Raw genomic sequence first — 19713 nt, forward strand, 5'->3', positions numbered from 1 at the left:
GCGGCGCCGGCAGGTCTTACGATGCCTGGCGGCGCGCCGGGCGGGCGATGCCCCAAGCGTCAAGCAGCGGCTGGAAATGCGGCGTGGCCTCGCGCGCGGGCGGCGCCACCTTGCGCGGCGGCGGCAACGGCCGGCCGGTCAGTACCAGCAAGGTGTCGGCCTGCGAGCCAAGTTCTGGTTCGCCGGCATAGGCGACGACGCCCATTTGGCGGGCCGATTTCAGAGCGCGGGTCAGTTCCGCGGCATTCAGGCGGCTGGCGGCGGCAAGCCGGTGCCGGGGCATGGGCCCCTGGGCACGCAGGCTGTTCATCAGAGCCAGCACGCAATCCCGGGTGGTTCGATTCATGTCGCTGCGTGAGGAAGATTGGAGCATCCGCCTGGCCTCTTTGGGCCATATCGGATGCGGGAATCCATTCTTTCGCAGGGGTCATATCTTGCCAACCGGATATGACACTTGTTCACATTCTTCGCGCGATGCGTGGACGGAACCTTCCGTCAGTGCCGGGTTTGCGGATCGCCGCACGGAAACCGGTGTTCCGGGGCGAGAGCAGCCCCGGCGACGGCGCTCTGGCGGCGCCATCTGCGGGCCTGCCTGGCGTGCACATCGGTCGCCATTTCGTGGAGTTCAGCGATCCTGGCCTCAAGCGGGTCGGGATAGATGTCGAGCGGACGGTTTCTGAGTATGCGGGACATGACGGGGTCTCTGTAGGTGCCTGGTCTTAGTATTGGCACTGAAACGGTCGATTGCATGCAACGATTTCTAAACCGTTGATCTGACTCAACGTTGACTACGCAATGAACTGTTGCGGGCCATGACGCGAATGTCGCGGTCGGCGAGCATTCCCGCCGTCCGGGTCAGCTTTCAGTGTCCCAGGCGCGGCATGGTCCTGGACTCGCGGCAATCGATCTTGCGCTCGCGCACCATGCCATCGCGGCGATGGATGCACAGCGACACGCCGTCCTGGCGTGCCCGCAGCCAGCCCGCTGCGATGGCGGATTCCTGGGTGGGAAACTGCCGCGCCGTGGCTTCGCCGCCCCCGGCGCACGGGTATCGGTCGCTGTCCTACAGCCGAGGACATGTCGCGCCGTCGGCTGACACCGCGGTAGGACGAAAGCCGACTTTTCGCGCGGTTGTCGGTTGCTACGATCCAATTGCCGGTTGGGCATGAAGCTGCCCGGTCAAGCTATCCCGAGCTATTCCATCTGGCGGCGCATGCCGCTTCCACACGAAGCAAGGAGATCGTCATGAGAAAGCTATTCGCACTGTTTGCCCTCGCTGGCGTGATGCTGGTTACCGGTTGCAACACCATGGCCGGTGCAGGCAAGGACATCGAACGCGGCGGCGAGAAGGTGCAGGGCGCGGCAGAGAACACCAAGCAGAAAATGTAATCGACTGCCGACGCTCGCTTGCGCGGCAAATGGCCCGTGCCACTGGCACGGGCCATTTGTGTTTGGTTGGCAATGTCAGGTTCAGTGGCAGCTTCAGTGCGCAACCGACTCCGGCACGCGTTCCTCGTCGCGGCTGCGGCGCCAGCTTGCTGGCGGGAGCCCGAACTCGCGCTTGAAGGCGCGGCTGAACGCCGCCTCGGAGTCATAGCCGACCGCGCCCGCGATCTCGCCGATCGACCGGTTGCCGCTGCGCAGCTCCGCCGCCGCGGTGCGCAGGCGCCAGTGCGCCAGGTATTGCATCGGTGGCTGGCCGAGCAGATCGGTAAAGCGTTGCGCCAGCGCCGAGCGTGACAGCCCGACGTTGCCGGCGAGCTCGTCCACTGTCCACGGGTAGGCTGGGCGGGCATGCATGCGCGACAGGGCCCGCCCTACGTAGCGGTCGCGCAGCGCGGCCAGCCAGCCGCTTTCATTGTCCGGGAGCGTGTCAATACAGCGCCGCACCGCCTGCACGAAGAGCAGCTCGGACAGCTTGGCCAGCACCGTGGCGCTGCCCGCGCGCGGCTCGGCCGCTTCAGAGGTGGCAAACGCCAGCGCCGAGGACAGCCACGCCGACTCGATGCCATTGCCCAACCCCACTTTGAACAGCCGCGGGAGCGAGGTCAGCAGCGGGTTGCCCATGGTGTCGTCGAACCCGAGGAAGCCGCACACCATGCGCGTGGTTTCGCCGCCGCCCCCATACGACACGCGCATGACTTCGCCCGGGCTGTTGCGCAGCATGTCCGCGACCAGCGGCGCGGACTGCACCGGCTGCAGGTGCAGGTCGCTGCCCAGCACGTGTGGCTCGCCTTGCGGTACCACCAGCAGCTCGCCGGTCTCGACGCGCAGGCCCGGCCCCGTGCTTCCGACAAGGCGGGCCCAGCACACGCCTTCGGTTATCAGGTGGTAGGAGACGACGCGATCGGTGCCGGGCAGGAAGGCGTTGCGCAATTCAGCGTCCGCTTCAGACACCAGGCACCACGGCGACTTGAATTCGCCGTTGAGGAAGACGGCACCGCTCAGTTGCACGGCGCGCAGCAGGTCGGACAAGGCATCCATGGTCACTTTCCTCCAGATCCGGTGTTTCGCGCAAGAAAGCCGGACGCCCGATCATACGGGCAAGGGGACCGGGCTCCGATACTAGCATCGTGCTACGGGCCGGACAACGGCTCTGCGGCACGGATCAGACAAGCCGGAGACAACACCATGGAAACAGTTACCGCCCCCGATGCCAGCGCAGGTGCGCAGGCCGATTGGCTCGCACTTGCCGCGGCGCTGGGCCGCACCTTCGACACACGCGCCCCCGACATCGACGCGAGCGAGCAGTTCGTCAGCGCGAACTACGACGACCTGCGAGCGCATCGCTTCTTTGCCGCCGCCGTGCCGCAGGAGCTGGGCGGTGCCGGCTTGTCCCACCAGGAGCTGGGCGGCGTGCTGCGCGAGCTGGGCAAGTACTGCGGGTCGACCGCACTGGCCTTTGCCATGCACACGCATCCGGTGGCCACGGCGGCATGGCGCTGGCGCAATCAGAAAGCGCCGGTGGAAGGGCTGCTCAAGCGCGTGGCGGGCGAGCAGATGGTGCTGCTGGGCAGCGGCGGTTCGGACTGGCTGCAGGGCAGCGGCAAGGCCACGCGTGTCGAAGGTGGCTTCCGTGTGGACGGGCGCAAGATCTTCGCCAGCGGCGCGCCGGTGGCGGACTTGTTCATGACTTGCGCGGTGTACGACGATCCCGAAGCCGGGCCCACGGTGCTGCATTTCGCGCTGCCGATGAAGAGCCCCGGCGTGCGCGTGATGTCGAACTGGCACGCGCTGGGCATGCGCGGCACGGGCTCGCACGACGTGCTGCTTGAAGGCGTGCTGGTGCCGGACACCGCCGTCGCCGCGCGCCGCCCGCAAGGTGTCTGGCATCCGATGATGCATACCGTCTCGATGATCGCGTTGCCGCTGATCTACGCGGTCTACGTCGGCATCGCCGAAGCCGCGCGCGATATCGCCCTGCAACTGGCGCGGCAGCGTCGCCTCAGCGCGCATGCGGTGGAAGCGGCCGGACGCCTCTGCAACGAAGCCGAAGCCGCGCGCATGGCGCTGGATACGATGTTCGACGCAGCCGCGGGGCACGCGCCGGGTGCGGTGACCACCAACCGCATCATGTGCGGGCGCACGCTGGCTGCGCGCGCGGTGCTGGCGACCGTCGAAGCGGCCATGGACCTCGCCGGCGGCGCGGGCTTTTATCGCGATACCGGGCTGGAGCGGCGCTTCCGCGATGCGCAAGGCGCGCGCTTCCATCCGTTGCAGGCCGGTGCCCAGCAGGAGTACGCCGGACGCATGGCGCTGGGCCTGGATATCGATGCGCCTCCCGGCGAGGTGCGGCAGGCCGCGCAATGATGCCCGCACTGGCCCCGCTGCCGTATGCCACCGAGGCCTGCAACGACAGCGGCTGCGATGACCTGGGCGAGGCCTCCAGCGGCCTGGACCATGACGCCCGCGCACGTCGCGCCCTGCGCGATGCGCTCGGGCAGTTCGCCACCGGCGTGACGGTAGTGACCGCGGCGGACGCGGAGGGCAGGCCGGTCGGGGTGACGATCAACGCCTTCACTTCCGTCTCGCTGGCGCCGCCGCTGCTGCTGTGGTGCCTGGCGCGCGCATCCGGCAGCCTGCCGGCGCTGCGCGCCGCGCCCTGTCATGCCATCAACGTGCTGGGCAGCGGACAACTGGCCTTGTGCCGGCGTTTTGCCGGGCGTGATATCGACCGCTTTGCCGGTGTGGATTGCCGCCCCGGACCGTGCGGCACGGTGCTGCTGGCCGGCGCGCTGGCGACATTTATCTGCCGGCACCGCTCGGTGCGCAGGTTCGGCGACCATGTGGTGTTCGTGGTCGAGGTGATGGCCTACGGCGCGTCGCCCGGTGCGCCGCTGGTGTTCCATGGGGGCGGGTTTGGCGAAGGGACGGCGAGCATCGACGCCGGTGCGGCCTAGCGCAGCACCCGTGCTCCGCGGGCCTTGCCGGCGATCACCAGGGCAATGCCACCGAGCACGGCCACCGCGCTGACCGCGAGCCGCAGCGTCAGCGTTTCACCCAGCAGCACGATGCCGCCCGCCGCGGCAATGATCGGCACGCTCAGTTGCACCGTGGCGGCGGTGGCCGCGCGCAGGCGCGGCACCACCGCATACCAGACCACATAGCCAAGCCCGGACGTGACCGCGCCGGACAGCAATGCATACACCAGGCCCGCGCGGTCCAGCGAACGCTGCGCCTGCATCACCGCGGCCAGCGCCAGCGCCAGTGGTACCGCGCGCAGGAAATTGCCCGCCGTGGTCGTGACCGGATCGGCATTGCGCCGCCCGTGCAGCGAATAGATGCCCCAGGCGATGCCCGCCAGGATCATCAACAGGGAAGACAGCAGCGGCGGCGTGGCCAGTCCCGGCAGCAGCAGCCACACCAGCCCCACGAGCGCGAGCGCCAGGCCGATCCATTGCTGCATGCGCAGCGACTCGCCGGCCGCCAGCCCGTAGCCCGTCATGGTGGCCTGCACGGCAGCGAACAGCAACAACGCCCCGGTGCCGGCGCCCAGGCGCAGGTAGGCAAACGAGAACGCTGCGGCGTAGCAGAACAGCGCCAGTGCCGAAATCCAGCTGCCGGCCAGCGGCGGAAACCACGCCATGGTGTCGGAGCGCAGCAACCGGTGCTGCACCACCACGATGATCCACAGCATCGCGGCCGCCGCGGTGACGCGCGCCAGCGTGAAGCTGGTCGCGTCGATGGTGGTGCCTTCCAGCGCGAGCCGGCATAACAGGGAGTTGCCGGCGAAGGCCAGCATGGCCAGTGTGGTCAGCAGGACGGTGTTCGCACGTGGCATGCGGGCCAGGGGTCTATGCAGGCTCGACAAAGTGGCCGGGCTCAGGCCGCCGGCGGCGTGTCGCCGATGGCGAACGACGACAGGTGCTCGATCGCCCGCACCAGCGCGGAATGGTCCCAGCCGCTGCCGCCCAGGCCGTCGCAGACGTTGAACAACTGCTGGCACGACGCCGTGCTGGGCAGGCCCACGCCCAGCTGGCGCGCGGTGGACAGCGCCAGTTCCAGGTCCTTCTGGTGCAGGGCGATGCGGAAGCCCGGGTCGAAGGTCCGCTTGATCATGCGTTCGCCATGGACCTCAAGGATGCGCGAACTGGCAAAGCCGCCCATCAGCGCCTCGCGCACGCGCGCGGGATCGGCGCCGGCACGCGCGGCCAGCACCAGCGCCTCGCCGACAGCCTCGATGGTCAGCGCCACGATCACCTGGTTGGCCACCTTGGCCACCTGGCCCGCGCCGGCTTCGCCGACGCGCACGATATTCTTGCCCATCAGCTGCAGCAGCGGCAGCACGCGGTCGAACACTTCCTGCTTGCCGCCGGCCATGATCGACAGCGTGCCGGCCTTGGCGCCAACCTCGCCGCCGGAAACCGGTGCATCGACGTAGTCCACGCCCAGCGCCTCGATGCAGCGCGCGAACTCGCGCGTGGCGATCGGCGAGATCGAGCTCATGTCGATCACGGTGACGCCTCCCGGCGTCTCGGCGAGGCCGTCGGCGACGCCCTCCTTGCCGAAGAGGACCTGCTCCACGTCGGGCGTGTCGGGCAGCATCAGGATGATGGTTTCCGACTGCCGCGCGACCTCTTCGGCGCTGCCGCAGGCCTGAACGCCCGCGTCCAGCAGGGCCTGCGGCACGCCGCTGCGGGTATGGGCGAACACGGTATGCCCGCCGTCGACGACGTGCTGCGCCATGGGCTTGCCCATCACGCCAAGCCCGATAAAGCCGATCTTGCTCATGACAGTGTCCGGTGGTTGCGTGGGAGCGCCCGCACAGGCAGACGCTTAACTCTGATCATAGTCAGTCGCACGCCGGTAAGGCCGCGGATACGTGCGCCTGCCGGAGCAAGGAAAAAGCCCCGCGCCAATGCTGGCAACGGGGCTCATTGCGCGCTGGCGAGCCGCGCCGACGGGTCAGCGGCACGCCGCATCCTTGGCAGCATCGCCCGGACGCTGGCCCAGGATCTCGCGGATGCGGGCCAGGTACTGGTCGCCCACCGTCCGGTGCATGCGCGCGGCCTCGGCGGCGAACTGGCGCCGGCCAGGCGGGCGGATCCCGAGGCTGCGGCAGATTGTCGACAGGTAGGGCTTGCGGTCGCGGCCCAGGCGCAGCGCCACGGTCTGCAGCGCGGCATCGCCGATGCGCCCGCGCAGCCAGGCCAGCACCTGGCGGTCGTAGTCGTTTTGCACACGGATCAGGTGTTCCATAACCGGACTCCCACTGTTCATCCATACAGGTACTGTAAATATATACAGTATTCTGGCGGATGCAAGAAAAGTCCGCGTCGAGTGACTCAAGTGCTGCGACTAGCGACAAATTTCCGGAAAATCTGAGACGGAAACCGAAAGTTTCCGCGACATGGGGCACGGCGGGCATCTGCTTGGTACTGGACTGAGTCATGGTCTTCGCAGGGGAGGGGTTCTTCCCCGACCCTGGCAAACACCTTCCCAAATTTTGATGCGATCGAACTTGTTGCTGCCAATCCAAAGCTGCGTGCTCACCAAAAGCCAAGCACCTTCCACCAGACGCTCCCGACCACGGCGAAGATCAGCAGCTCCACCACGCACATCACAAAACCGACGCGCCACCAGGTTCCCATCGTGACAAAGCCGCTGCCGAAGATGATCGGCGAGGTGCCCGTCGCATAGTGGGTCAGCGTCATCATGATCGCCGAGCCGGCCGCCATCAGCAGCATGAACGGCACCACATACGCTGGCGGTATCAGATGGACTCCGACCGTCAGGAAGGCGAGCATCATCGCACTGATGTGCGCCGTCGTGCTGGCAAACAGGTAGTGCGAGAAAACGAAGACCGCCACCAGGATCGCGGCCGTGCCGCCCCAGCCAATGCCGCTGGCCACGATCGCGTCGCTCATGCCCTTAGAGAACCACCCGATCACACCCTGCTTGTTCAGTTGCTCGGCCAGCATGATCAGCGCACCGAACCAGATCAGCGTGTCCCAGGCGCTCTTCTCGGACAGCACGTCATCCCAGTCGATGGTGCCGGTAATGATCAGCACGAACAGGCCGACCAAGGCGACCACCGTCGGGTCCAGCGTTAGCGCCGGACCGAACAGCATCGCCGGAACGTTGGCCCACAGTAGCAGCAGCAGCGCGAAGGTGAAAATCATGACCATTTCCTTCGGCGACACAGGCCCCATCTTTGCAAGCTCGGCGTGCGCGTATTCCACCGCGTTGGGTGTGGCCTTGAGCTGCGGCGGCGACAACACATAGATCACCAGCGGCATCAGCAGCATACATAGCAGGCCGGGCACCAACATGCAAAGCGCCCAGTCCGTCCAGCTCAGATGCAGATTCTGATTGGTCGCCTTGGCGATGTAGTCCACCACCAGCGGGTTCGGGGCGGTGGCGGTCACGAACATCGCCGACGAGATAGGGTTGGCGTGATAGTTGACCAACGCCAGGTAGGTGCCGACCTTGCCCTCGGTGCCCGTGGCCGGGTCGGAGTCGAATGCGTTGGCGATCGACTTCATGATCGGATGCACGATGCCGCCACCGCGCGCGGTATTGCTCGGCGTGAAGGGCGCCAGTACCAGTTCACACGTGACCAGACCGTAGCCGATGCCTATCGTCCGTTTCCCCATCAGGGAGATGAAAATCAGGCCGATACGGGTGCCCAGGCCGGTCTTCTTCACGCCGCGGGAGATCAGGATGGCCACCACGATCAGCCAGATTAGCGGATTGTCGAAGGCGGTCAGCGCATCGGCGATCGCCCCCTTGGACGAAGTCGAGGTCACCTGTGACAGCGAGAGGATCACGATCGCCATCATCGCCATCACTCCGATCGGCATGACCTTCAGGATGATTGCAACGATTGTCGTCAGAAAGATGGCAACCAGGCCCCAAGCCTTGGGCGTGAGCCCCGCGGGCACAGGCAGCAGCAGCAGGGTGATCAGCACGACCGTCGTGATCAGGGCGGGGCCTAACCGGAACGGGACCACGCTGTTGAAGTAGAGGAACGCCGCTTTTAGTCTTGTGAGCATTTTTTGATCCCTCCCAGAAGAGTTGGTGGAGTTCTGGATAAGTCAGTGGCTGCGCTTCGCCACCCGCCGATCAGAGGAACGCAACCGAACGCGACCTGCACCACGCCAAGCGGGCATGGTTACCTAACGTCGTCCACCACCACCTCGTCCGCCACCAAAGCCACCCGCGCGTGCGCCACCGCCAAAGCCGCCGCCCCGGCCGGCCCCGGAATGCAGGCTCTGGTTGCCGCGACTGACGTCGCGCTGCACGGCGCTGCCGCCCCGGCCCACGCCCTGGAAGCCATTGTCCCGGCCACCGGTCGCATCGCGCCCGCGGAATCCGCCGCGGCCCGACGCATCGGCCGTGCTCCTGCCGAATTTCTCGCGCGTGGCGTTGTCACGATAGGCAACACCCTGGCGGTGCCGCGCATCATGCTGCCAGCGGCCTTTATCCAGCTTGCTGGCGTCAAAGTTGCGGTCGATATTGCGGGCCTTGTGGTGCTCCACATGGACGCCGCCGTTGTTCCAGTCGCAGTCGCCAAAAATGGCAATGGCCCCGGCCAGGCCGATACCCCATGCAATGCCGCCGAGGAAGGCGTCGCCAGGATAGTAAGGTCCGTAGGGCGGCCAGTAGTAGTACGGATAGCCGGCATAGCCCCAGCCGCCGTAGACAATGGCGGGGTCGTACACCGGCACGTAGATCACCTCGGGATTCGCCGGTTCGATGCGCACGATCGTTTGCTGCGTGGCTTCGGCAGCGGTTGCGGGTTCCACGATCACAGTCTGCTGTGCGCCCGACTTGAGATGCCCGGCTTGCTGGGCGCGCACGCGCAGGCGTTGCACGGCAGCCATCACATCCTTCTGCTGCGCCAGGAAGGCGTCTCCGAGCTTCTGGGTCCAGTCGAGCTTGTCACCCATTGGCCCAAGTATCTGCGGAAAGGCCACCAGCGATTTCACGCTGACATCCCAGGTCTCGTTCTGCACTGCCTTGACGGCGGCGTCGCCTTTCAGGTCAGGGTGTCCTTTGAGCCAGCGCGCGGCAAGGGCGACCTCGAGCGGATAGGTGGAAGCCATCAGCACCTGCGACAGCAGCGGATCGGGGTAGAGTGCGATCGGGGCGACCAGCGCCTCGATTTCTTCCGCCTTGTAGGGAGCGGGTTCGCTCTGGGCCTGTGTCGTGCCGCCGCCAGGCAGCGCGGATGCCGGCTCCGTAGCTGGCGGGCCGGCGCTCTGGCATCCGGCCAGCGCCAGCGCGCTGCAGCAAGCCATGGTCAGGATGCGATGCCTCATGGCGATACCCTCCGCCAGCCGGGCGCCGGGTCAAAAGACTTCGTTGCTGCTGCCTTGGCCGCGCTGTTGGCTCCAAGGTCGCGTTCATACACTTGCCCTTTGTGGCTGACGATGAAGCTCATCACGCCGGTTTCTCCGTACCGCACCGGCCAGGCCATGACCGCGAAGCCGCCGAACAGCTTGCCGTCGACGACATAGTTCAGCTTGCCGCCGTCGCCGTGCGGCCCTTGCGCGGTCAGCAGCTTGTAGTGGTAGCCGTGGTAGCCGTCCTTGCTTGCATTGCGCGTGCCGGCGTCGCGGAAAGCCGGGCCGAGCGGACTCGGTGGCTCATTCGAGGCGGTCGGCCAATAGAGCCCGTCTTGCTTGCCCGGGGAACTGGATAGCCTGTTCGCATAGACCAGGCGCTTCTCGCCATCGTGCATCGTCTGGGCATATTCGGTTTGCGCATCGCAGATGGCCTGCATGGTCTGGATCACGGCAAGCTCGTTGCGGCCGATGCGGCGCACGCGCATTTCCTCGACGCCCGCCCGCGTGTCGAATTGCCAGCCGCCCGCCGCTTTGACCAGCGGCACCGGCAGGGTCCAGCCGTCGTCGCCGACAGCGATGAAGGCGTGCTTGTCCGTCTGCTGCAAGCGGTGCGACTGCGCCCAGGCACTGTTGAACCGGTTCCGCACGTCGTCACCGGCTGGCGGAATGATGTCGCGGAAACTGGCGCCCAGCATGCGGCGCATGGCCGCTTCGTCGTCATTGCGCACCGCCTGCCCAAAGGCCGCCATCGCTGCATCGGGCGAGTCGAAGACCTGGCGCGCGAAGGCAAGCGCCGGGCTTAGCGCGAACAGGCAAAGGCAGGCTACCGCAGCGGCTGCGCCAAGGGGCACCCTTCGAGGGCGCACAATCACGCGGTTCCGGGACACCAGCGTCACCGCGATCAGGCCGATGGCGGCACCAGGGATGGGCTCGAGCATCAGCCCGACGATGACGCCGACGAAGATCGCGACGTACAGCCACGTGTGCAGTGCCAGCCCCTCGGGCGCGGGAATCAACGCGACCACGACCGCGGCCACGACGGGCGCAAGCGCCGTCATCAGGGTTTTCATGGGGCTTCCCCTAGGCAAAGACCTTCGCTGTGCTATGGTTTATATGACCTTTTCGGACAGTGCGCCAGTTAAATGTGCGGCTGGCGCCGCCGACACGACAGGATGTGAAATGGCACGTTTGAGCATCGAGGGGCGGCAAATCGAGGCACCGGCAAACTGTTCCATCCTGCAGGCCTTCCTGCACGCAGGGGAGACGCTGGTTGAAGGCGTGGGCTGCATGGGCCAGGGCGTCTGCGGCTCGTGCCGGGTCATGGTGCGGCGCAGCGGCGAGCAGGATGTACGCACGGCGCTGGCCTGCGAGACGCTGGTCGAGGACGGCATGCAGGTCGCGTTCCTGGACTACTTCACGGCGTCGGAGCGGCACGTCTATCGCATGGAGGAGGTCGGCGAGAGCTGGGAAGCCTTGCGGACGATTTCCACGGTGTTCCCCGAGGCCGCCCATTGCCGCCACTGCAGCGGATGCGACCGCGCCTGTCCGAAGGAGCTGGCGGTCCAGCAGGGCGTGCAGTTCGCCGTGGAGGGCAAGCTCAGCGCCGCCAGCCAGGTCTTCGACGAATGTGTCATGTGCAACCTCTGCACGCTGGCCTGCCCCGAGCATATCCGCCCCAACCATCTCGGCCTGTTCGTGCGGCGCATGATCGCGGCCCAGACGCTGCGGCCCGCCAATCTCATGCTGCGCCTGCAACAGCTCGAAAGCGGCGCGATGACGATCGACTTTGACGCACCAGGCGCGCAGCCGCCGCGCTGACGGGGGCAGACAAACATGCCAACCGGCATCCCATACGATGAAGCGCGCCGGCGGTACCGGCCCGGCGTCGCGACAGCGATGCGCAGCGACGACGACAGCGTCGAAGCGCTGCTCAAGGGCTATCACCCAGACCACGGGCCCAATGCGCGCGTTGCGCTGGCCGTCGGCGTGAACCGCGGCGAGCCCTGCCAGCCGGATCTTGCGCGCTGTCTGCAGGCTAATGCGCTGATTGACGATGTCGACATTGCCGGCGCCCAACTCGTCTCCACCGATGTGCTGATCATCGGCGGCGGCGGAGGCGGCTGCGCGGCAGCGCTCACGGCGGCCGGGCAGGGCGCACAGGTGATCCTGGCCACCAAGCTGCGCCTTGGCGACAGCAATACCGTGATGGCCGAGGGCGGCATCCAGGCGGCCATCGGCGAGGATGACAGTCCCCAGCTGCACTTCGAGGACACATTGCGCGCCGGTCATTTCCGCGGCGAGCCGGAACTGGTCGCGCAGATGGTGATGGACGGGCCCGATGTCATCCGCTGGCTGATCCGGCTGGGCATGATGTTTGACCAGGAAGAGGACCGGCCCTTTGGCGGCAACCTGCTGCGCAAGAAGCCAGGCGGGGCGTCGGCCGCGCGCATCCTGTCCTATCGGGATTACACCGGGCTGGAGATGATGCGCGTGCTGCGCGAGGCCGTGGACCTGGAACCGGGGGTTGCGGTGTGGAACCGCTGCCCCGCGGTCGAGCTGCTGTCCGACGAACGGGGCCGCTGCGCCGGCGCCGTGATCTACAACCTCGAATGGCGAACCTTCATGCTGGTGCGCGCGCGTGCCGTGATTCTCGCCACCGGCGGGGCGGGGCGCCTGCACCTGAACAGCTTCCCCACCTCCAATCACTACGGCGCCACCGCGGACGGCCTGGTGCTTGCCTATCGCCTCGGGGCGCGCCTGCGCGAGCTCGATTCGTTCCAGTACCACCCCACCGGCATCGCCTACCCGCCGCACCTGGCGGGCGGCCTGATCTCGGAAGCGGCGCGCTCGGCGGGCGCCCGGCTGCTCAACGGCGAGGGCGAGCGCTTTGTCGATGAACTCAAGCCCCGGGACATCGTGGCCTCGGCCATCCTGCGCGAGTGCGCGCAGGGCCGCGGCATCGAGCGGGGCGGACAGGTCGGGGTGTTCCTCGACACGCCGACGCTCGAAATGGAGAATCCCGGCATCCTCGCCAAGCGGCTGGTCACGCTGCGCCATCTGGCGCACAAGTGCGGGCAGGACGCGGCGCAGGAGCCTTTCCTGGTCTATCCGACCCTGCACTACCAGAATGGCGGCGTTGCCATCGACAAGGATGGCGCGACGAGCGTGCCGGGACTTTACTGCGTGGGCGAGGTTACGGGCGGCATCCACGGGCGCAACCGGCTGATGGGCAACGCGCTGCTCGACATCCTGAGCATGGGCCGGCGTGCCGGTGCCAGCGCGGCGCAAGCGGGGCGCGCTGGGATGGCCGTGCGCGCCGGGATCGGCCACGTGCATGCGTGGCAGCGGGAACTGACGCTGGCCGGGCTGCCACTGCATGTCAAGGCACCGCAGCTGTTCCCCGGTTACGCCCATTTCGATCTGCGCGACGATGCCGGATTGCGCTCCGGCGTACGGGGCCGCACGGTCGGCGGCACGCGGTGATCGACCCACGGAGCGCGCGATGGAACACCTGAATCAGGTACTCCTCAACGAGGATATCCGCGTCGGTGCGGACCTGGATGGCTGGCTTGCGCGGGGCGGCGGAGAGGGGCTGGCCAGGGCGCTGCGCGAACCGGCCACGATCATTGCAGAAATCGAACAGGCGGACCTGCGCGGGATGGGCGGCGCCGGCTTCGCGACGCATCGCAAGTGGACGCCGGTGGCCGCTGCCGCCGATGGCGACAAATACATCATCTGCAATGGCAATGAAGACGAGCCGGGAACCTTCAAGGACCGGTTCCTGCTGGAACATACGCCGCACCAGGTGATAGAGGGCGCGCTGATCGCCGCGGCCGCCACCCGTGCCAACCACGTCGTCCTGTACGTCAATCCGCATCAGCCACTGGCGCTGGACAGGACCCGCCAGGCGGTGCAGCAGTGGCAGGGGCACGCGCAGTTCGCCGAGCTGGCGCAACTGGTCGGCGGGCCGGTATCGCTCAGCGTGGTGCCGAGCTCGGGCTTGTACATCGGTGGCGAGGAGACCGCGGTCATCGCGAGCGTGGAGGGCGGGTTCCCGTTTCCGCGCCGCAAGCCGCCTTTTCCCGCCCAGCACGGGGTGCATGGCGCGCCGACGGTCGTCAACAACACCGAGACGCTGGCCCACGTGCCCGGCATCCTGCGCCACGGCGCGCAGTGGTATCGCAGCCTCGGCACCGGCAATGCGGCGGGCACGAAGCTGTATTCGCTGTCGGGCGACGTGTTGCGGCCCGGGCTGTATGAGCTGCCGATGGGCACGAGCCTGGAGACGCTGGTGTTCGGGCATGGCGGCGGCATGCTCCAGGGCAAGGAATTCAAGGCGGTCTTTACGGGCGGTCCTTCCAATACCCTGCTGACCAAGCGCGACCTCGACGTGGCACTGGACTTTGATTCAGTGCGGCAGCGGCGCTCGCGGTTGGGGACCGGCGCGATGATCGTGGTGTCGGAAGGAACCAGCATCGTCCGCAAGGTGGCCGAGTATGTGAGCTTCTTCGCCCAGGGTTCGTGCGGCCAGTGCCCGCCATGCAAGGGCGGGACCTTCCAGCTGATGCGGCTGCTCAATCGGATCGATACCGGCCGCGGCGTGCGCGCGGACGTGGAAGCGTTGGAAAACCTGTGCCGCATCCTTCCCGGCAGCGGGCGCTGCGGCCTGATCGATGGCGCCGTGACGGTGGTGAACAGCTCCCTGGATCAGTTCCGGGAAGAATACGAGGCGCTTTTGATGGCATAGCCCCAGCAAGCGGACGCCCGACAGGGCATCCGGCGCGGTCATGGAGTCAACCATGCATTGCATTGCAACTTGTGTGCTGTCCTTGTCGGTGGCACTGGTCTCGGCATGCGGAAAGCGCGAGCAGCCACCTGCTCCGACAAGCGTCACGCCGCCAGTCGCCGGCAGCAGCGAAGCGGTGGCCGCGGCGCCACCGCAAGGCGCCAATGACAGACCTCGGCCCACTACCAACGGGCGATATCAAATCGTCGTCAATCCGACAGGCGCCCGCGCAGGCCCGTTCTTGCTCGATACTCAGGCCGGGCGCATCTGGCAATTGAGCGAGTTCCCTGGGCTTCAAGGCGCCCCGAGGGCGTGGCGCGAGATGACGATCATTGATGACACGGGCGAAATGGGGATCACAACGGCGCAGTTCCAGAAACTCTATCCGCCGCGACAGGTTGTGCCGCAGAGGCGGTAATACCAGCAAACTCTGGTTGGCATCACGTGGGGAAAAGGGTAGCGCTCTGATTCCAGCCGGCCTAAAGTTGTCGGGACGGCGGTGTCGCAATCAGCGTGGCCGCCATGCATGAACGTACCAGCTAGCCAAGCTGTCTTGGGAAAGCCAGAGTGGCTTGACGGCACAAGGCTGATCCATTTGGGAGGCGACATGTCCCATTCCTATGTTCTGAAGCTGATATCGCAAATGGCGACACTGGTACTTGCCAGCGCCACGTTTGCCAGCACGGCGTGGGCGACAGAGCAAGCGCAGCAACGCCGGGCCGGCCGTGACGTTCGCCAGGAAACGCGTCAGGATGCCAGGCAGACGAAGCAAGACTGTCGTGCCACCGACCAGCAAAGCAATGCGAATTGCCGGCAGGATAAGCGTCAGACTAAGCAACAGGGCCGCGAGACAGCACGCGATATCAAATACTAGACGCTTGCATAGGCCCTGCTAGTACCACTCTGACTTCCGTCACCTGGCCCCAGGCCGCGGCTGCCTCCGGCCGACCCGGAACCGTCACTCGCGGCCAGCACTGTCGTCGTGCTGGACATCAGGCCTTTTCCACGCGCGAAGCCATGGCGGCGATTTGCCAGGCGACCTTGCGCAGTTACGGAATTCGAGTCAGGCCAGGCGATGGCCAATGAAAACAAGGCATGACATCAAGGGTGGGACGATCAGCCAAATATATGTCCCGCTTTGTCAAATGAAGGCGAGGGCCCTTTGGTAAAATCCAGCGCCCTATGCAGCCAGTTTCGCCGGCTGGTCACGCCGCCCCGATCCACCCAAGCGTGCTGCCGGTCTGAGTTAACGCGCATGCCGCCACCAATCATCTCCGCCGTGATCGCCGACGATCACCCGGTAATTCAGCTCGCAGTCAAGGCTACCTTGAGCGAGATTCCGAATGTCCGGATTTCCGCAATATGCTCGTCAGGAAAAGAGCTCTTTGCGGCGCTACAAACGCAACAACCTGACCTTATCGTTACCGATTTCACGATGGAGCGTTCCCAGGTCAATGACGACGGTCTTCGCCTGATCCACCGGCTCAGGCAGTCCCGCCCAAATACGCCGATCGTGGTTTTCACGATGTTGACCAACGGCGGACTGCTCACGCGCATCAGGGAGATGGGCGTTGAGGCCATCGTCGGGAAGGACGAGGAGCCGGGCATCCTGAGGCAAATCTGCGTCGATGCCATAACCGGTACTGGCCAGCGCCTGTCGCCGGGCATAGCGGCCAGGATGTCAAGCGCGGGGGCGTTGGTCAACGGCACGGCAAGCCCGCTATCCCCCCGTGAGATCGAAGTTGTGCGGATGTTCGCGACTGGCAGCACTCTCACGCAGATCGCGGGATATCTCCATCGATCGCTCGCTACCATCGCGACGCAGAAGCGATCGGCAATGCGCAAGCTGAATATCACCAGTAATGCGGACCTTGTCACGTACGCACGCGACAACGGTCTTGCCTGATGCAGGACGAACGCGAGCGCTCGCAGCAATCGCCACTACACGCCGACCACTCGGTTGAGCGGAATCTGCAGCGGGAGCGCCGTGTGTTCTCGATGGTGGTCCTGCTGCTGGGGCTGGTCGCCATCGCGATCGCTTCGGCAGCCATGCTTGCCCGCCTGAATGGATCCCTGCGTGCCCAGGAGCAGGTCGCGCGCCTGTACGAGCAAGGCGTAGTCGATGCGGTGCTCGAACGCCGCAGCACCCTGACGGCGACGAACCTGATCCTTGAGTTGCGCAGCAATGGCAAAGTCCCCGTGGCGCACCGCGCGCATGCCGGCAGTCTGTGCACGCAGGTGTCTCCGTCCGCGCCTCCCGATCCCGTGTTGGAGCAGAGTTGCGACCAGGCCGTCCGGACGCTGACTGCCGCAAGCCAGAAGCCTTCGATCGAGATGATCTCGATTGCGAACGGGGCGACGTATCGGTATGAAGCGCCTGACGCATCGGGATCCGGCGTGGGGGCGACCCTTCCGCCGCTGTCGTCGTCAAGCATCACCTCGATGATTCTTGAACGGTTCCAGGGCCGCGACATGGATCTCTTGCAGGCAGCACGGGAGAAGCGCGTCGTATGGCTGGGCATTCCGGCGAATGCGGCCGGAGGGAGTCCGGAGATGGTTGGCGCATCGCTGGTCGCGAAAGGCGACGCACTCTACGCCATCGTGTTGACGCGGATCCCGCTGCAAGACTTGCTTCGGCCAGCCTGGCCGAACTTGTCGATCCCGGAGCCAATTGTCGTCGATCGCCTGGGCACGCCCCTGGTTGCTTCAGGTGAAGGGGCCAACGCACGGCGCCTGGACGACAGGCTGGAGGGACTTCCGGAGGGGCTGTTTCATTGGGTCCAGGACTATGGGTGGGCCCTGCGGCGCCCGCCGCTGGTTGCGGATTTCGGCCACCTTGTCTTCGCGCTGCCGCTAGGGCAGCAGTTCCGGGAAATGCGCGAGGAATTGCTTGCCACCGGCCTGATGACCGCTGCGCTGCTCGCCTTGCTGTTTGCGATGTATCGCTACTGGAACTATCGCTTCCTGACCGGCACCTATGCCGAGGCGGCACGCGCGCAGCAGCTATTGCACGAAGCGAGACTCGCCAGCGAGGCTGCGGCCAAGGCCAAGGTGGCGTTCTTTGCGTCGATGAGCCACGAGATACGGACGCCGCTTTCCTCGCTGCTGGGAAACATGGAGCTCGTGGCCCTCGGCACGCTGGGGCCGGAGCAGCGGGCGCGGGTAAGCGCCATGCAGGTGTCGGCCGAAGGGTTGCTGCAGATCGTTAACGACGTGCTCGATTTTTCGAAGCTCGACGTGGGAGCGATGCGCCTGGCGGAGGAGCCCGTCGTCGTCACGGAACTCCTCGGTCGCATTGCGATCTCGCACGCGCCGCTTGCGGCGCGGCGTGGGCTGAGCTTCTTCGCGGTATATGGCAAGGAGATTCCGGCGCGGCTCAATCTTGACCCGGTGCGCCTGACCCAGATCATCAACAACCTGCTTGGCAACGCGTTCAAGTTCACCGAGGCGGGGAAGATTGTCCTGCGCGCGCAATGGGTGGATGCAAACCTTGAGATCGTCATCACCGACACCGGCGTTGGCATACCGGAGGCGTACAAGGATCGGCTCTTCCAGCCATTCTCCCAGGTCGGCAACAATCGTCTCGCGCAGGCCGGCGGGACCGGGCTTGGACTGTCAATCTGCCTGCGGCTGGTGGAGCGGATGAACGGACGTATCACGCTGGACAGCGTATTAGGCGTTGGCACGCGCGTCACGGTTCGCCTGCCGCTCAGCACGCCGGGTGGGCACCAGACCCCGGCGCAATGGCGCCTGGCGCCGCACCGCGCCCTGGTCCTGTCCCGTGAGCCAGAGTGCCGCGAAGCAATGCTGAACCATTTCGACTGGGGATCATGCCAGCCGTCTTTCCGGTCGAACATCGACGAGCCCATTGACGGGGACCGATTCGACTGCCTGCTCGTGACCGAGTCCCTGGATCCGGCCCAGGTCATTGCGTGGTGGCGGAAGCCAGCCTCTATCGTATGGCTCAGGCAACTGGGCCCGCTCGTCCCGACCACGCGGCCGGATGGCAGCCGGGATGTGTCTGCCTACAGCCTGGCCGGTATCCATGCCGCTGTACAGGCGGCCCTCAAGAAAGCTCCGCAGCCTGAGCATGTCGGCGAAGTTCGTGTCGGGGCTGCCATGCACGATCAATCTTCAGCTCCTTTCGCGGGCCTTTCCGTGTTGGTCGCGGAAGACAATCTGCTGAACAGGAAGCTGCTGCGCGACCAGCTTCACCTGCTGGGTGCGAGCGTTATCGAAGCCGGCAACGGCAACGAGGCCTTGGCAGTCTTGTCGGAGCAGGCCGTGCACGCAGTGCTGACGGACGTGGACATGCCCGTCATGAATGGATTCGACCTGCTTCGTGAAATCAGGCGGCGCGGGCCGGAAGTACCCGTCTATGCCGTAAGCGCTAGCGCCAGACCGAAGGATGTTACCGAGGGGCTGGCAAGCGGTTTCACCGGCTATCTCACCAAACCGGTGTCGCTGGCGACGCTGGCTTCGGTGCTCGATGCTGTTGCCACCCGGGCCGAACCGCTACACACGGATGAAGGGGCGGCGCCAGTGCCGCTAACCGATGACGATCTCCCTGAACTGCCGTCGGTCGCCGAAGAATACGCCGAGGCGTTCCTGGCGCAGACCATGGTGGACCTGGACGAGTTCAAGGCGATCCGGGCAGCGCGAGACATCCGCCACCTGGAACGGCTGCTGCATCGTATCGCGGGGACGCTCGGCGTCGTCGGGCGCTCAGGACTGTCCGAAGTCTGCGCTGACCTGCACAACCACGTGGCTGAAGCCAAGCGCTGGGACGATGAGATCGAACTGCAGTCCGCCTTCATCATGCAAGGCCTGATGAGCGCATGCGAGCGCGGGCGTGGTGAGGACCGGGTCGCCTGCGGCTCCCGTCCGCTGGCTTTCTAACTTCTATGATTGTGAACACTCCTGCGCGCGGTCAGCATTGAGGGGACGGCTGGATGCCTGCTTAAGGCACCACTCGTCTTGGGTACTGCCCCCTTGCGAGGCCCTTGGTTTGCCCGCCTGTATGGCGGGCATTTTTTTATGTGCCCCGGCCGGGCGCATCGGCTAGCGCTGATTGCCGCCACACCGAGGCGCGAATCCCTGCCACCGGGGAAAGATGGCGCAATGCCCCGGACTGGC

The 19713-nt window shown here is 66.0% G+C and carries 20 protein-coding genes; 10 read left to right on the top strand and 10 right to left on the bottom strand.

Features of this window, described 5'->3' with window-relative positions; translation table 11 throughout:
• Positions 1–16: 16 nt before the first annotated feature.
• The 3 genes from CTP10_RS21390 to CTP10_RS21400 all read right to left on the bottom strand — a co-directional run bounded on the left by CTP10_RS21390 (position 17) and on the right by CTP10_RS21400 (position 991).
• On the bottom strand, positions 17–346 hold the full coding sequence (locus CTP10_RS21390) for a hypothetical protein (protein WP_233528125.1): 330 nt from the start codon (positions 344–346) through the stop codon (positions 17–19).
• Positions 347–495: 149 nt separating this feature from the next.
• Positions 496–693, bottom strand: coding sequence for a hypothetical protein (locus CTP10_RS21395; protein WP_116319635.1), 198 nt, complete (start codon positions 691–693; stop codon positions 496–498).
• Between the two features lie 169 nt (positions 694–862).
• Positions 863–991: a DUF2188 domain-containing protein gene (locus CTP10_RS21400; RefSeq protein ID WP_233528140.1), complete on the bottom strand. Its 129-nt coding sequence runs from the start codon at positions 989–991 to the stop codon at positions 863–865.
• Positions 992–1245: 254 nt separating this feature from the next.
• Between CTP10_RS21400 and CTP10_RS21405 the strand changes: the two genes are divergently transcribed.
• Entirely contained in the window at positions 1246–1389 is a 144-nt protein-coding gene (locus CTP10_RS21405; protein WP_029044501.1) for an entericidin A/B family lipoprotein, read from the top strand.
• 93 nt (positions 1390–1482) lie between these two features.
• Here CTP10_RS21405 and CTP10_RS21410 read toward each other — a convergent pair whose 3' ends face one another.
• Positions 1483–2484, bottom strand: a complete 1002-nt coding sequence (locus CTP10_RS21410; protein WP_116319634.1) for an AraC family transcriptional regulator — start codon at positions 2482–2484, stop codon at positions 1483–1485.
• A gap of 147 nt (positions 2485–2631) precedes the next feature.
• Here CTP10_RS21410 and CTP10_RS21415 point away from each other — a divergent pair, with 147 nt between their 5' ends.
• Together CTP10_RS21415 and CTP10_RS21420 are read left to right on the top strand one after the other, a co-directional pair.
• Positions 2632–3810: an acyl-CoA dehydrogenase family protein gene (locus CTP10_RS21415; RefSeq protein WP_116319633.1), complete on the top strand. Its 1179-nt coding sequence runs from the start codon at positions 2632–2634 to the stop codon at positions 3808–3810.
• On the top strand, positions 3807–4400 hold the full coding sequence (locus CTP10_RS21420) for a flavin reductase family protein (protein ID WP_116319632.1): 594 nt from the start codon (positions 3807–3809) through the stop codon (positions 4398–4400). Before CTP10_RS21415 ends, CTP10_RS21420 begins: the two co-directional genes overlap by 4 nt.
• On the opposite strand, the gene CTP10_RS21425 is transcribed toward CTP10_RS21420, so the two are convergent.
• From CTP10_RS21425 to CTP10_RS21450, 6 genes are all read right to left on the bottom strand, one after another.
• Entirely contained in the window at positions 4397–5281 is an 885-nt protein-coding gene (locus CTP10_RS21425; protein ID WP_116319631.1) for a DMT family transporter, read from the bottom strand. The genes CTP10_RS21420 and CTP10_RS21425 overlap by 4 nt on opposite strands.
• A gap of 41 nt (positions 5282–5322) precedes the next feature.
• Positions 5323–6231: a 2-hydroxy-3-oxopropionate reductase gene (locus tag CTP10_RS21430; protein WP_116319630.1), complete on the bottom strand. Its 909-nt coding sequence runs from the start codon at positions 6229–6231 to the stop codon at positions 5323–5325.
• Positions 6232–6405: 174 nt separating this feature from the next.
• The gene (locus CTP10_RS21435; RefSeq protein ID WP_116319629.1) at positions 6406–6699 is read right to left on the bottom strand and encodes a hypothetical protein; all 294 of its coding nucleotides are present in this window, start codon (positions 6697–6699) and stop codon (positions 6406–6408) included.
• A 290-nt stretch (positions 6700–6989) separates the two neighbouring features.
• Positions 6990–8495: a DASS family sodium-coupled anion symporter gene (locus CTP10_RS21440; RefSeq protein ID WP_271815878.1), complete on the bottom strand. Its 1506-nt coding sequence runs from the start codon at positions 8493–8495 to the stop codon at positions 6990–6992.
• Positions 8496–8618: 123 nt separating this feature from the next.
• Positions 8619–9764, bottom strand: coding sequence for a DUF3300 domain-containing protein (locus CTP10_RS21445; protein WP_116324065.1), 1146 nt, complete (start codon positions 9762–9764; stop codon positions 8619–8621).
• Positions 9761–10861 (bottom strand): DUF2950 domain-containing protein, encoded by a 1101-nt coding sequence (locus CTP10_RS21450; RefSeq protein ID WP_116324064.1) that lies wholly within the window; start codon positions 10859–10861, stop codon positions 9761–9763. The genes CTP10_RS21445 and CTP10_RS21450 overlap by 4 nt, the downstream gene beginning before the upstream one ends.
• Positions 10862–10970: 109 nt before the next feature.
• On the opposite strand from CTP10_RS21450, the gene CTP10_RS21455 reads away from it, so the two are divergent.
• The 7 genes from CTP10_RS21455 (at position 10971) to CTP10_RS21485 (ending at position 19476) form a co-directional block, all read left to right on the top strand.
• The gene (locus CTP10_RS21455) at positions 10971–11609 is read left to right on the top strand and encodes a 4Fe-4S dicluster domain-containing protein (RefSeq protein WP_271815879.1); all 639 of its coding nucleotides are present in this window, start codon (positions 10971–10973) and stop codon (positions 11607–11609) included.
• 15 nt (positions 11610–11624) lie between these two features.
• Positions 11625–13274, top strand: a complete 1650-nt coding sequence (locus CTP10_RS21460; protein WP_116324056.1) for an FAD-binding protein — start codon at positions 11625–11627, stop codon at positions 13272–13274.
• Between the two features lie 19 nt (positions 13275–13293).
• Positions 13294–14538 carry a complex I 51 kDa subunit family protein gene (locus CTP10_RS21465; RefSeq protein WP_271815880.1) on the top strand — a complete coding sequence of 415 codons (1245 nt, stop codon included), beginning with the start codon at positions 13294–13296 and terminating at the stop codon, positions 14536–14538.
• A 52-nt stretch (positions 14539–14590) separates the two neighbouring features.
• The gene (locus CTP10_RS21470) at positions 14591–14995 is read left to right on the top strand and encodes a hypothetical protein (RefSeq protein WP_116323420.1); all 405 of its coding nucleotides are present in this window, start codon (positions 14591–14593) and stop codon (positions 14993–14995) included.
• 225 nt (positions 14996–15220) lie between these two features.
• On the top strand, positions 15221–15451 hold the full coding sequence (locus CTP10_RS21475) for a hypothetical protein (protein WP_116323459.1): 231 nt from the start codon (positions 15221–15223) through the stop codon (positions 15449–15451).
• Positions 15452–15832: 381 nt separating this feature from the next.
• On the top strand, positions 15833–16483 hold the full coding sequence (locus CTP10_RS21480) for a response regulator transcription factor (protein WP_116323421.1): 651 nt from the start codon (positions 15833–15835) through the stop codon (positions 16481–16483).
• Entirely contained in the window at positions 16483–19476 is a 2994-nt protein-coding gene (locus CTP10_RS21485) for a hybrid sensor histidine kinase/response regulator (protein WP_116323422.1), read from the top strand. Before CTP10_RS21480 ends, CTP10_RS21485 begins: the two co-directional genes overlap by 1 nt.
• Positions 19477–19713 lie beyond the last annotated feature (237 nt).

It is taken from the genome of Cupriavidus sp. P-10 (genome assembly GCF_003402535.2).
In the GTDB taxonomy this organism is placed as follows: domain Bacteria; phylum Pseudomonadota; class Gammaproteobacteria; order Burkholderiales; family Burkholderiaceae; genus Cupriavidus.